Raw genomic sequence first — 12931 nt, forward strand, 5'->3', positions numbered from 1 at the left:
CCCCCTGTGGGTCCCGCTTGTCCCGCGCTATTTCATATAGAGGCCGCCGTTGATGGCCAGGGTTTCCCCCGTGATATAGGCCCCCGCTTCGCTGGCGAGGAAGGCCACGGCGGCGGCTATCTCCTCGGGTTTGGCGAGGCGGCGCATGGGGATGTCGGCCTTGATGCTGTCGAGGATGTCGGTGCGGATCGCCGCCACCATGGGGGTGGCGGTGTAGCCGGGGGCGATGGCGTTGACTGTGACCCCGAAGCGGGCCCCTTCCGCCGCCAGCGCCTTGGTAAAGCCCAGCATACCCGCCTTGGCCGCCGAGTAGTTGACCTGACCGAACTGCCCTTTCTGGCCGTTGACCGAGGAGATGTTGATGATGCGGGCATCGCGCTGCTCGCACATGGCGTCGAACAGCGGCTGGGTCACGTTGTAGAGGCTGCACAGGTTGGTGTGGATCACCTCGAACCACTGATCCGGCGCCATCCGCTTGAAGGCGCCATCCCGGGTGATGCCGGCGTTGTTGACCAGCACATCCACCCGGCCCTCCTCCTGCAGCAGGCGGCCCAGGGTCTCGCGGCACATGGCGGTGTCGGCCACGTCCAGCGCCAGCAGCCGCACCTGATCCTGGTGATAGCCCTGCTCTGCGTACCAGTCGTGGGCCGCCGCGCTGTTGACGCTGGAGTGAGTGGCGATGATTCGATACCCCTGGGCCAGCAAGGCGGTGGTGATGGCGGATCCGATGCCGCCCCGGGCTCCGGTGATCAAGGCAATCTTCTTCATCTTGGCTCTCCCTGCATATCACGAGTTGAACTGTGCCCCTGGGGGCAATTGACAACCTTGTTTGCATACAATGTGGCAGGGAAAGGCGTCACTTTTGTGACAAGGGGGCGCCTGGGGGGAGGGTTCTTGCTAGGGGGGGCGGGCCGCCCCCGGCCCGGCGCCGGTTTTGCCGGGGCCGCACCAGGCTTGCCCCCGGCACGGCGGCCATGTTTAATGTGGCTACTTGGGCGACTGCGCCCCTTCGCCGGCACAGAGCCCGACCACAGCATGACAAGCTCCCTCGCTTTCCCAGACCCGGCGCCACAGACGCGCCCCCATTTCACCCGCATCGAGCGGGTGCTCGACTACATTCACGCCCACCTGGATCAGCCCCTGTCGCTGGAGCAGCTGGCCGAGCAGAGCTGCTGGTCGCGCTGGCAGTTGCAGCGGGTCTTCTTGCACGAGACCGGCCAGACGGTGGCCCACTATGTGCGCGAGCTGAAGCTGAGCCTGGCGGCGGAGGCGCTGCTCTCGAGCCGCCAGCGGGTGCTGGATCTGGCGCTGAACCACGGTTTTGGCTCGGAAGTCAGCTTCAGCCGGGCCTTCAAGCAGCACTTTGGCTGCTCCCCCCTGGCCTATCGCAAGCGGGGCCTGCGGCTGGGGCTGCGTACCCCCCTGGTTCGGGTCCCCATGCCCCTGGCCAGTCCCCCCAGACTGGTGCAGGTGCGGGTGGAGAGCCGGCCTGGGTTCACCCTGCACGGCGTCAGGGGGGAGATCCGGGGCCTCTTTGCGAAGGCGCCCGATTTTCAGCAGACGGTGCCCGCCATCTGGGGCGCCTGGCGCGAGGCGGGGGGACGCCTGTCCTCCAGCGAGCTGCTGGGGGTGGTGGATGTGTCGGGGGCGGGGGAGCGGCTGCCTTACTGGGCCGGGGTGGCGGCAGAGGAGGGGATTGAGCCGGGCCCCGGGCTGGCGCGCCTCAGGGTTCCCTCCCAGGAGTATGCGGTGCTGGGCCACCTGGGCCCCATCAGCCAGCTGGGGCAGAGCCTCAACTGGTTCATCCTGCACTGGCTGCCCTCTTCCAGCTATCGCGGGCTGGATGGCTTCGAGCTGGAGCGCTATGCCCCGGGCTTTGACGGCCAGCAGCCCGATGCCTCCATGGAGTACTGGCTACCCATAGCGCCCCGCTAGGCTCGGCAACGAGGCCCCTCATGCCGCCTGCATGACCTCAGGCTGCCAATCCCGTCAGCCCGCAGGGTGCACCCGGTTCTTGCCCGCCTCCTTGGCCTGATAGAGTGCCCGATCGACCCTTGCTATCAGGTGCGCGGCCGACTCATGGCGCCACTGTCCCAGCCCTGCCGAGAAGGTCGCCACCAGCCCGGCTTCTCGCCATTGACGCTGCAGGACTCGCAGGCGCCAGCGCTCCAGCAGGGCCAGAGCCTGGGCTCCGTCCTCCCCCGGGATCAGGATGGCCAGCTCCTCCCCGCCGTACCGGTAGAGCCTGGCCAGGCCGTCGGCCACCGTCACCCCTTCCTGTGCCACGGCCTGGAGGACGCTGTCGCCCACCAGGTGCCCCAGCTGGTCGTTGATGGACTTGAAGTTGTCCAGATCTATCATGCCGAGGGAGAAGGGGCGGCCGTCAGCCAGATGGCTGGCCAGATCCTGATCGAAGCTGCGGCGATTGAAGAGGCCGGTCAGGGCATCCGTATTGGAGGCGGCAACGGCTTCCTGCATCTGGTGATGGGCGCTTTGGATCTCCTGGCGCAGCAGCTCTCCGGGCTTGCTCATGTCGATGCGGCCGATGCGCATCAGGGCGATGATCTCGACGATCATCTTGTTGATGGCATGACGCAGGGAGCCCCAGCAGAGCAGGCAGATCAGCAGGCAGCCCGCCACGGCGATCTGCAACTGATAGGATTCGCTGTGGCTGGCCTCCTTGAACTCGGCGTCGCTGACGGTGTAGATGGCGAACCAGTCCGGATTGGAGAAGGCGTAGTAGTAGACATGGGTCTGGTGCTCGGCGTCATAGAGGTGGTCGGCCCCGTTGGTCATCTGCGCGATGAGCCGCGGCGCCAGCTGGCGGTGAAACAGGTTGCCCACATTGGAATGCAGCAAGGTGTCGCCTGTACGGGCGATGAGATAGAACTCCCCCTTGAGGGGGCTCTTGAGCAGGCGCAGGGGATGACTCATCTGCTCGAGATCGAGCTCCATGGCCAGGGTGCCGAGGCGAAAGCCCTCCTTGTCGACGATGGGCCGGGAGACGGAAACGGTCCGCTGCTGGTCAATCCTGCTGGCATAGTGGTCCGTGTAGCTGACGAAGAGGGTACGGGAGGCGGCGGATTTGAACCAGGGCCGCTCCCTGACATCAAAGCCCGCCTCGACCGGCAGGTGGGGGACAGAGTTGAAACGCCCCTGCTGATCGGCGACCAGGATGCTTTTCACATAGGGCGTGAGGGACAACGTTTGCATCAGGGTCATGCGAAGGGGAGCGTGCTCGTTGCCAAAGAAGGCCTGCAGGGTTGGCTTATCAATAAAGCTGCCGGTCTCGTTGAGGACGTGCTCCAGCGGCTTGAATTGCAATGCGATGAACTGGGTCGCCATGTTGTGCACGAACATGGCGGCCACCTTGTGATACTTCACCTCGGCCGCGCGCTGGATGCTGCAGCTGACCCCCACCAGGGCGGTGAGCAGGGTCAGCACTATCACGGCGAAGGAGACGTGGAGCTGGGTGTGACAGTGCAGATCTTTATTGATGATGTCATTCATTGGCGTGATCGTATGGCCTCGTATCGTCTCAAACAGGACTGATAAAAGGGGCCGCATACTATCGCCATCCCTGTCAGCAGGGCTTGACCCGGATCAAGGGTGTGGATGAAAAAAGAGCAAATGCTCTAAGGTGAAGGCCGGATGCGAGGGCTGATCCGGCCCGGTTCGGCCAGCAGGGCAGAGGGCCTTGAGGCCACTCCGGCGGAAGTGCGTCCCGACCCGCCCCGGGCAGTACCCTCTCCATTTGGCTTCCCCTGCACTCTAATTCACTCGTCACGACGTCATATGGCGCCCTTCTCTCCCCCTTTCTTTGTCATTGACCCGCCAACATGCCCCAAATTGTTAATTCCGGGGCGAATTAGAACAATAAAATGCAAATGATATTTGTTACTATTCACATGCAGTAGGCAGTCGAGGATCAGATGCAACTTGTTCACCCCCCATTGACCCTGGTCGCCGCGACCATCTCTACCCTGTTGGCAGGCTCTGTGCTGGCCGCCGCCCCCAGCAGCCAGGACGCGGCGCTTGCCGACGAGACCCTGACGGTGCTGGGTCAGACCTATCGCAACACCGCGACCAAGACCAGGCTCGATCCCATAGAGACGCCCCAGGCGATCTCGGTAGTGGAGAGCGAGACCCTGGAACAGCGTGGCGTCAGCTCGGTGAGCGAGGCGCTGCGCTACGTGCCCGGTGTCAATACCGAGCTGCGAGGCGGGGCGGTCAACCGGCTGGATCTGTTCAACATTCGCGGCTTTGACAACTACCAGAACTTCTATGACGGCCTCTTGCTGCAATACAACGAGTGGAACCTGCAACCCCAGATAGATCCGGTGGCCATCGAGCAGCTGGAGGTGTTCAAGGGACCGACCTCGGTGCTGTACGGCAGCATGCCGCCGGGCGGCATGGTCAACCTCATCGCCAAGCGCCCCCAGCGGGAAGCCAAACACAGCGTCAGCCTGGCGACGGGCACCGGCACCCTCAAGGAGATGAGCCTCGACAGCACAGGCGCCATCAACGATCAGCTCGCCTACCGTGTGGTGGGGCTGGCCCGGGAGAAGGATGGCCAGGCGGTGACCTCGAAGGAGGAGCGCTACGTCTTTGCGCCCTCCCTGGACTGGCAGTTGAGTGAGCGCACCCTGCTGAACCTCAACCTCTACTACCAGAAGGATCCCGAGGCCGGTATCTATACCACTGTGCCGGCCAGCGGTTCGGTCAAGTCCAACCCCCTGGGGCAACTTGGCAGCGATAGCTTCCTCGGCGACCAGAACTGGAACGAATACAACAGGGACGTGACCCTGCTCGGCTACAAGCTGAGCCACGACTTCAACGCCAACTGGCAGGTGCTGCAGAATGCCCGCTACATGGATGCCTCCGCCTATCAGCGCAACACCTACAACGCGGCCCTGGCGGCGGACAACCGCACCCTGACCCGCAACGCTTATTTGACCGATGAGGCGTCGAAAGGCTTTGTCATCGACAACCAGCTGGCGGGCAAGGTGATGACGGGGCCGGCCCAACACAACCTGCTGATCGGGGTCGACTATCAATATCTGGACGCGCGTATCCTCTATCAGGACACGCTCGACTACTCTGCCCCCGCCATCGACATCTTCAACCCGGACCACAACCAGATCCGGCCGGATGCCCTGGCCTTCTCCTATGAGGATCGCAAGACCATCCGTCAGTCCCAGACGGGCGTCTATCTGCAGGATCAGGTGCGCCTCGATCGGCTGGTGGCCATAGGCGGCGCCCGCTACGACAGCTACCGGATGGACACCGACAGCCGCGGCCTCTACCTGGGGGCCGCCAGCCAGTCCCTGGCCCAAGTCGATCAGGACAACCTCTCCTTCCGCCTCGGCGCCCTCTACGAGCTCGACTACGGCTTGTCGCCCTATGTGAGCTATGCCGAGAGCTTCGAGCCGGTACCGGGGGCGGACAAGAGTGGCAAGGCGTTCGATCCCTCTACCGGCCACCAGTGGGAGGGGGGGCTCAAGTTCCTCTCCGAGGACATGAGCAAGACGGCCACGATCTCGGCGTTCCATATCACCAAGGAGAACGCCCTGGTAACCGATCCGGACAACGTCTACGGGCCCAAGCTGCAGACCGGCGAAATCGTCTCCAAGGGGATAGAGCTGGAAGGGCGCGCCGATCTCACCAGCCGGCTGGATCTGGCGCTGAGCTATACCCGCCAGGACATGGAGATCACCCGCGACACCACAGACTTGCAGGGCAAGACCCCGGTCTGGGTGCCCAGGCAGATAGCCTCCTTGTGGAGCAACTACCTGCCGGGCGGCAGCCTGGAGGGGATGCGGGTAGGCGCCGGCCTGCGCTACGTGGGGGAGGCCCAGCTCGATGCCGCCAACACCGACACAGTGCCGGATTATCTGCTGATGGACATGTCCGCCTCCTATGATCTCACCGCCCTCAGCGCGAGCCTGAAGGGGGTGGGGGTGTCGCTCAGCGCCAGCAACCTGCTTAACAAGACCTACTACTCCTGCTACGACCAGAACAACTGCTGGTTCGGGGCTGAGCGCAATGTGGAGGCTCGACTCAAATACGTATTCTGACCTTGCGCCCCGGACCTGCACCGGGGCACGCCCTCTCTGCGGGTCCCGATGGCCGCCAGCACGCCCTGCCTCGCGGCCTCGGCACCCTGGCGGTGCACAGCCAGCATAGCCTGCTGGCGGATCACGACGCCCTGTTTGCGGCGGCGGCCGGGCTCATTCCCTCCCTCAAGGGGCGGCTGGCGGGGGAGTCCCCCGCTCTGCTGATGGCGCCCCCTCATGGCGCCCCGAGCGAGGTTGCGGCTGCCCTGCATGGCCACTGGCAGCAGGCACACCCGGAGGCGGGGGCGGCCTACTGGCTGACCCGCAGCTGGGGCATGCTCTGCTGGCAATCCATCTACCTCGCCATGGTGGCCGTCTATCGGGTGGGGGCCGTGCCCGCCCTGGATCGCATGGGACAGGGCTATCAGGAGGGGCTGGTGTCCGGCTTCAGCCTGCCGGCGGAGCCCATGATCAAGGGGGAGGTAAAGACCCTGATCAAGACGGCGGGTGAGCGGTTGCAGGCTCATTGGCAGGAGTTGTTCGCGCTACTTGGGGCGGTGCAGCGGCTGCGCCCCGGCTTCGTGCGCCCGCTCCTGGCGGACGATCTGCTGGCGGCCCTGGTGCGGGTGCCGGATTTCTTCGGGGAGATAAGCCCAGAGGTGGTTCAAGCCCATGCGCCGCTCTGGCTCGCCGCCTGCGGCCTGCCCGCCGGGCATCTGGCGGGCTGGCGTCCGGCCTCGCTCCTCCGGGATGAGGCCTTCCCTGGCTATGTGCGCCAGCGCTGCTGCCTGCACTACAGGCGAGGGGATGGGGAGCTTTGCGGCAACTGCCCGAGACGGCAGGGAGCCGCCGGCTGCGACGAGGGATCCTGAGGCGCCAGAGAGCAGGCACATGGAAAAGAGAGTGTGAACGCCGCCCATGGGGCGGCTTTTTCATGCCCTTTACTGCTCGGCCATCTGGGTTCGAATGCGCTCGAACAGGCTCTGCAGGCAGGGCTGATCCCGATCGGCGGCCCGCACGGCCCCATACATATGGCGGCGGATCCCGTTGCCCAGGGGGCGCGCCTCGAGCAAGCCCTGGCGCACGAACTCTTCGCTGGCCCAGCGCGGCAGGGCGGCGACACCGAGCCCGGCGGCGGCCATCTGCAGCATGACCGAGGTGTTGTCCACCGGCTTGCAGCGGGCGGGCTCCACCCCGGCCGGTTGCAGGAAGCGGCTGAACACATCCATGCGGGCCCGCTCCACCGGGTAGACCAGCAGCACCTCCTGTTTGAGATCCTCCGGGGCTATCTTGGCCTGGTGACAGAGGGGGTGATCGGGCGCCATCACCAGGGTGAGATCGAAGGCAAACAGGGGTTCGAAGTGGAGATCCCCGCGGGCCTGCACATCCGAGGTGAGCAGCAAGTCCAGCTGACCGCCGAGCAGGGCGCTGATGGCATCGAAGCCGGGTACCGACTCCACCTCCAGCGCCACCCCTGGCCACTGGCGGCGAAAGCCCGGCAACAGCGGCAGCAGCCACTGGATGCAGCTGTGGCAATCGAGCGCCAGGTGCAGCCTGCCCGCGTCGCCGCTGTGCAGGGCCAGCAGCTGGCGCTCGGTCTGGGCCAGGGCAGGCAGCACCTGACGGGCCAGGGCCAGCAGATGTTGGCCGGCCGCCGTCAGCACCAGGGGGCGGCTCTTGCGCAGATAAAGCTCCAGATTGAGGCGGGTCTCCAGCTCTTTCAACTGGTGGGAGAGGGCGGACTGGGTGAGGTTGAGGCAGAGAGCAGCCCCCGCCAGGGAGCCCTGCTCGGCCAGGGCGCTGATGGTCTTCAGGTGCTTGAGATCGATGCCCGCGTTGGTGTTCTGATGGCTGGTCGACTGGTTGGGCACACCCATGGCACTGCTCCTTTGTGCGTCAGTTGAGGATTTCTTGAGAGCCAGTTGAAGAGGATTCAATAGCCAAGGTCACCTTATCTCGTCACTCTAGATGTGTAAACATCTGGATGGCTAAATCATCCAGTTTCCCATCAGATGAATGAGCATAAGGAATTGGACCTATGACCCGAGCACACACCCTGGGCTTCCCCCGTATCGGCGCCAAGCGCGAGCTGAAATTTGCCCTCGAATCCTACTGGCGCGGCGAGACCACCCAGGCCGAGCTGGTCGCCGTGGGCAAGAGCCTGCGTGAGCGCCACTGGCAGGCGCAGCGCACCGCCGGGGTCAACCTGCTGCCGGTGGGCGACTTCGCCTGGTACGACCAGGTGCTCGGCACCAGTTTGCTGGTGGACGCCGTGCCTGCCCGTCACCGTCATGGGGACACCGATCTCGACACCCTGTTCCGGGTTGCCCGTGGCCGTGCGCCGACCGGCCCCGCAGCTGCCGCCGCCGAGATGACCAAGTGGTTCAACACCAACTACCACTACCTGGTGCCCGAGTTCAGCCGTGATCAACGCTTCAAGCTGGGCTGGAGCCAACTCTTTGAAGAGGTGGAAGAGGCCAAGGCGCTGGGGCTGCCGGTCAAGGCGGTGCTGCTGGGGCCCGTCTCCTACCTCTGGCTTGGCAAGGAGAAAGAGAGCGGCTTCTCCCGCCTCGAACTGCTGGACCGCCTGCTGATCGTCTATCAGGAGATCCTGGCAAAACTGGCAGCACAAGGGGTGGAGTGGGTGCAGATCGACGAGCCGGCCCTGGCGCTGGACCTGCCGGACGAGTGGCGTTTGGCCTACCTCAACGCCTACGAGCGCCTGAGCGGCCCCTGCAAGCTGCTGCTCACCACCTATTTCGGTTCTGTTGCCCATCAGCGCGACATCATCACCAGCCTGAAGGTGGATGGCCTGCACCTGGATCTGGTGGCCGCCCCCGAGCAGCTGGAGACCCTGGTCCCGCACTTGCAGGCCCAGTGGGTGCTTTCCGCTGGCGTTATCAACGGCCGCAACGTCTGGCGTGCCAACCTCGCCAAGCTGGCGCCGACCCTAAAAGCGCTGAAGGATAAGCTCGGCGAGCGCCTCTGGGTGGCCTCTTCCTGCTCCCTGCTGCACAGCCCGGTAGACTTGACCCTGGAGCACGAGCTGGATCCCCAGACCCGCAGCTGGTTCGCCTTCGCCCTGCAAAAGTGCTACGAGCTGGGACTGCTGGCCGACTACCTGGACGGAGGGGATCTGGACAAGATCAGCGCCTACAGCCAGCCCATCGTGGATCGGGAGTCCGACAGCCGGGTCCACAAGCGTACGGTGCAGTCCCGTCTGGCCTGCCTCACCAACAGCGATTTTGACCGCCAGAGCGCCTATCCGGTACGCGCCGAGGCCCAGCGCAATGATCTCAAGCTGCCGCTCTTGCCCACCACCACCATCGGCTCCTTCCCGCAGACCTCCGACATCCGGTTGCTGCGCCAGGAGTGGCGGGCCGGTCGCATCGACGACGCTGCCTACGAGGCGGGTATCCAGGCCCAGATCAAGGACGCCATCGCGCGCCAGGAGGCCATAGGGCTGGACGTGCTGGTGCACGGCGAAGCCGAGCGCAACGACATGGTGGAGTATTTCGGCGAGCTGCTTGATGGCTTTGCCATTACCCGCTTCGGCTGGGTACAGAGCTATGGCTCCCGCTGCGTCAAGCCGCCGGTGATCACCCGTGACATCGACCGCCCGACCCCCATGACCCTGACGTGGACCCAGTTTGCCCAGAGCCTGACCGACAAGCCGGTGAAGGGGATGCTGACCGGGCCCGTGACCATCCTCTGCTGGTCCTTCCCCCGGGAAGACGTGAGCCGCGAGCAGTCGGCCCTGCAGATTGGCCTGGCCATTCGCGACGAGGTGGCCGATCTGGAAGCCGCCGGCATCAAGATCATCCAGATCGACGAACCGGCGATCCGCGAAGGGCTGCCCCTGCGCAAGCAGGATCATCAGGCCTATCTGGACTGGGCGGTGCGCGCCTTCCGCCTGAGCGCAAGCCCAGTGGTGGACAGCACCCAGATCCACACCCACATGTGTTACAGCGACTTCAACCTCATCATAGAGGCGGTGGCGGCGCTGGACGCGGATGTGATCACCATAGAGACCAGCCGCAGCCAGATGCAGCTGCTCGAAGCGTTCGAGCGCTTCAACTACCCCAACGAGATCGGGCCGGGCGTCTACGACATCCACTCCCCGAACGTGCCGAGCCAGGACTGGATTGAAGACCTCATCCGCAGGGCGGCCAGACAGATCCCGGCGGATCGCCTCTGGGTCAACCCGGACTGCGGCCTCAAGACCCGCGGCTGGGAAGAGACCACGGCTGCCCTGAAGGTGATGGTCGATGCGACCCGGGCGCTGCGAGCCGAACTGGCCTGAGCAGCGTCATACCGCTCGGCAGACAACGCAAGAGCATTGAGATAACGAGAGAGGGAAGGCGTAGGCCTTCCCTCTTTTTTGCATGAGGGCCCTGAGGCCCCCTCAGGGGGTAAGCAGCAGGGGGACGCCGGTTTGCGGGTATGGTGCTGGGCTTTGCGGTCTGTGCCACCCCTGCGATGGCGCCTCCCGCGCCAGCGCCTCGGCCAGCCAGCGCCCGTCTAGGGGGATGGCGTTGCGATCCTCGATCACCAGATTGAGGTGCTGGGCACCGAGGCAGCCGTAGCGCGCCGGGTCTGTCTGGGTGAAGAGGCCGAGGCAGGGCACGCCGCTCGCGGCAGCCAGATGCAGGGGGCCTGTGTCGGCGCTGACGAAGAGGGCGAGGCCGCGGGTGAAGCGGGCCAGCTCGCTCATGCTGGCCAGGGATAGGTGCAGATCCCCCAGCAGGGGTTGGGGGGAAGCCGGATCTTCGAGCTGGATCAGCAGGGCATCGGGACTGTGGCTGCGCAGATCCCCGAGCAGTCGCCGCCACTGGGTGGCGGAGAGTCCCTTGCCCTTGCGGGCGCCGGTGAAGAAGCCGATGAGGGGGCGGCCCGGGTGGGCCCGCCGCAACGCGGCCAGCGGCGGGCAGGGGGCCTGGATCGCGCTGCCAAGCTCAATCTGCTCCGCCGGGTTGCCATGGCGACCGAGCAGTTGCAGGGGCTGGTGGGCGTAGTGGCAGCCACTGTCGGGGCTAAGGGGCTGATCGAACAGAACATCCCCCCTGGCGTCGTCAAAGCCGATCTTCTCGCCGGCCCGCACCCAGGCGGCGATCAGGTGATCCGTGCTGGAGGCGAAGGGCACATAGACGCTGTCATAGTGCCGCTGGCGCAGGCGCCACAGCACCGCCAGGGCGCCGATCAGCTGCTTGCCCTGCAAGCGGACCCGATGGATGGTCCCCAGTTGCAGATCGGCGAGAAAGGGGAGCAAGGGGCCGCCGCTGCACACCAGCTCGATCTCGGCTGTGGGGTGATCCCGTCTCAGCCGCTGCAGAAAGGGCAGCAGGAAGAGGTTGTTGCCGATGCGGTGGGTGCTGCGAATGACCAGGATCCGCCTGCGCGCCTGAGGTGATGAGGGCAGGCGGCCCCGTCTGGCCAGCCAGGCGAGGGTGGCCCGCTCCAGCCCGGCGGTCCAGCTGCGGCGCTGGCCATCGAAGCGGCGCAGGGCATCTCTGAGAGTCTTCATAGCGTTTGGCTCCGTTCATGAGGATGGCAGCAAGGTGACAGCCGACCCTTAAGCCAGTGTTAAGAGGGAGGAAAAAGTGCCGTCCACCCAGTGGCGGCAGGATCAGCGGGCGATAAGCCGGGTGGTCAACCCCTGGCGGGCTGGTATTGGACCGGGGTTACTGGCTAGAATTGCGCATTTGAAATAAATGTTATCGTCTTCGGGAGCAGGATGCAGTTCAGGGATTTTTTGCCGGTATCGACCAATACCAGCCTCAGAGAGAGTTGTTACGGTGCCCTGGGCGCCTTCGTCGGATTGCTGGGCACCGCCTGGCTCTGCCAGTGGGGGCTGGGGCTGGAGGTGCACTGGCTGATCGCCCCCATGGGGGCCTCCGCCGTGCTGCTGTTTGCCGCCCCGGCGAGCCCCCTGGCCCAGCCCTGGTCCATCCTGGTGGGCAACGGGGTCTCGGCCCTGATGGGAGTACTGAGTGCCAGCCTGGTGCCGGACATGGCCCTCGCCTCGGCCCTGGCGGTGATGCTGGCCATCGCCGCCATGTTCCTCACCCGCAGCCTGCACCCGCCCGGCGGGGCCGTGGCCCTGACCGCCGTCATCGGCGGCGAGGGGATCCGGGCGCTGGGGGTGGGCTATGTGCTGCTGCCGGTGCTGCTCAACTCCCTGCTGTTGCTGAGCCTGGGACTGCTCTACAACCGCGCCCTGGGGCGCCGTTATCCCCATGGCGGCAAGGTGGCGCCCAATCGTCACCAGACGGCGGATCCCCAGCCGAGCGCCCGGCTCGCCACCCAGGACATCGACTTTGCCCTGGACAAGCACGGGGAGCTGCTCGACATCAGCCGCCAGGATCTGCAGGAGCTGTTGCAGGAGGCCCAGTTGCACGCCCTGCGGGGGCGAGTGGGCACGGTGCGCTGTCAGGATGTGATGTCGCGGGATCTGGTGGTCAGCTCCCCAGAGGCGTCAGCCATGGCGGCCTGGGATCTGCTCTCTCACCATCAGATCAAGGCGCTGCCGGTGGCGGACGAAGAGGGGCGATTGGCGGGCATCATCACCCTGCATGATCTGATGATCGACAGGGAGAGCCGCCAGCCCAGGGGGCGGGAGGCGCTCGAGCAATTGCGGGTGGCGGATCTGATGACCCGGGAGGTACGGACGGCGCGGCGCTACCAACCCCTCTACGATCTGGTGGAAGCCTTCTCCGATGGGGGCATGCACCATATGCCTGTGGTGGAAGGGGAGCAGTTGGTGGGCATCATCACCCAGTCCGACATGGTGGCGGCCCTGTTCACCCTGGCCCTGCAACCCGGTCAGGCGGAGGAGGTGCCCGCCTGCGAGCCATAAGAAGCGGGCCCCTTGAGGG

General features: G+C 65.3%; 9 protein-coding genes. 5 read left to right on the plus strand and 4 right to left on the minus strand.

Going from position 1 to position 12931, the window contains the following annotated elements; translation table 11 throughout:
• Positions 1–27 precede the first annotated feature (27 nt).
• Positions 28–768, minus strand: a complete 741-nt coding sequence (locus WIR04_RS09305) for an SDR family oxidoreductase (protein ID WP_025327172.1) — start codon at positions 766–768, stop codon at positions 28–30.
• A 186-nt stretch (positions 769–954) separates the two neighbouring features.
• Between WIR04_RS09305 and WIR04_RS09310 the strand changes: the two genes are divergently transcribed.
• Positions 955–1935, plus strand: a complete 981-nt coding sequence (locus tag WIR04_RS09310; RefSeq protein WP_420883452.1) for a helix-turn-helix domain-containing protein — start codon at positions 955–957, stop codon at positions 1933–1935.
• Between the two features lie 54 nt (positions 1936–1989).
• Here the strand turns inward: WIR04_RS09310 and WIR04_RS09315 are convergent, their stop codons facing one another.
• Positions 1990–3510, minus strand: coding sequence for a sensor domain-containing diguanylate cyclase (locus WIR04_RS09315; RefSeq protein ID WP_338892120.1), 1521 nt, complete (start codon positions 3508–3510; stop codon positions 1990–1992).
• A 422-nt stretch (positions 3511–3932) separates the two neighbouring features.
• Between WIR04_RS09315 and WIR04_RS09320 the strand changes: the two genes are divergently transcribed.
• Together WIR04_RS09320 and WIR04_RS09325 are read left to right on the plus strand one after the other, a co-directional pair.
• On the plus strand, positions 3933–6077 hold the full coding sequence (locus WIR04_RS09320) for a TonB-dependent siderophore receptor (RefSeq protein ID WP_338892122.1): 2145 nt from the start codon (positions 3933–3935) through the stop codon (positions 6075–6077).
• Positions 6078–6142: 65 nt separating this feature from the next.
• Positions 6143–6928 (plus strand): siderophore ferric iron reductase, encoded by a 786-nt coding sequence (locus WIR04_RS09325; RefSeq protein ID WP_420883461.1) that lies wholly within the window; start codon positions 6143–6145, stop codon positions 6926–6928.
• A gap of 69 nt (positions 6929–6997) precedes the next feature.
• Here WIR04_RS09325 and WIR04_RS09330 read toward each other — a convergent pair whose 3' ends face one another.
• Positions 6998–7933: a LysR substrate-binding domain-containing protein gene (locus tag WIR04_RS09330; RefSeq protein ID WP_338892124.1), complete on the minus strand. Its 936-nt coding sequence runs from the start codon at positions 7931–7933 to the stop codon at positions 6998–7000.
• A 161-nt stretch (positions 7934–8094) separates the two neighbouring features.
• Here WIR04_RS09330 and metE point away from each other — a divergent pair, with 161 nt between their 5' ends.
• Positions 8095–10359, plus strand: coding sequence for a 5-methyltetrahydropteroyltriglutamate--homocysteine S-methyltransferase (gene metE, locus WIR04_RS09335; protein WP_338892126.1), 2265 nt, complete (start codon positions 8095–8097; stop codon positions 10357–10359).
• 102 nt (positions 10360–10461) lie between these two features.
• On the opposite strand, the gene WIR04_RS09340 is transcribed toward metE, so the two are convergent.
• Positions 10462–11580 (minus strand): glycosyltransferase family 9 protein, encoded by a 1119-nt coding sequence (locus WIR04_RS09340; protein WP_338892128.1) that lies wholly within the window; start codon positions 11578–11580, stop codon positions 10462–10464.
• Positions 11581–11790: 210 nt separating this feature from the next.
• Here WIR04_RS09340 and WIR04_RS09345 point away from each other — a divergent pair, with 210 nt between their 5' ends.
• Positions 11791–12912 carry an HPP family protein gene (locus tag WIR04_RS09345; RefSeq protein ID WP_338892130.1) on the plus strand — a complete coding sequence of 374 codons (1122 nt, stop codon included), beginning with the start codon at positions 11791–11793 and terminating at the stop codon, positions 12910–12912.
• Positions 12913–12931 lie beyond the last annotated feature (19 nt).

Source organism: Aeromonas rivipollensis (assembly GCF_037811135.1).
GTDB classification, from domain to species: domain Bacteria; phylum Pseudomonadota; class Gammaproteobacteria; order Enterobacterales; family Aeromonadaceae; genus Aeromonas; species Aeromonas rivipollensis.

Excerpts from the sequence above, each read along its gene's own strand:
- metE (WP_338892126.1), top strand. The coding sequence starts at position 8,095 with ATGACCCGAGCACACACCCTGGGCTTCCCCCGTATCGGCGCCAAGCGC.
- WIR04_RS09330 (WP_338892124.1), bottom strand. The coding sequence starts at position 7,933 with ATGGGTGTGCCCAACCAGTCGACCAGCCATCAGAACACCAACGCGGGC.
- WIR04_RS09320 (WP_338892122.1), top strand. The coding sequence starts at position 3,933 with ATGCAACTTGTTCACCCCCCATTGACCCTGGTCGCCGCGACCATCTCT.
- WIR04_RS09345 (WP_338892130.1), top strand. The coding sequence starts at position 11,791 with ATGCAGTTCAGGGATTTTTTGCCGGTATCGACCAATACCAGCCTCAGA.
- WIR04_RS09315 (WP_338892120.1), bottom strand. The coding sequence starts at position 3,510 with ATGAATGACATCATCAATAAAGATCTGCACTGTCACACCCAGCTCCAC.
- WIR04_RS09305 (WP_025327172.1), bottom strand. The coding sequence starts at position 768 with ATGAAGAAGATTGCCTTGATCACCGGAGCCCGGGGCGGCATCGGATCC.
- WIR04_RS09340 (WP_338892128.1), bottom strand. The coding sequence starts at position 11,580 with ATGAAGACTCTCAGAGATGCCCTGCGCCGCTTCGATGGCCAGCGCCGC.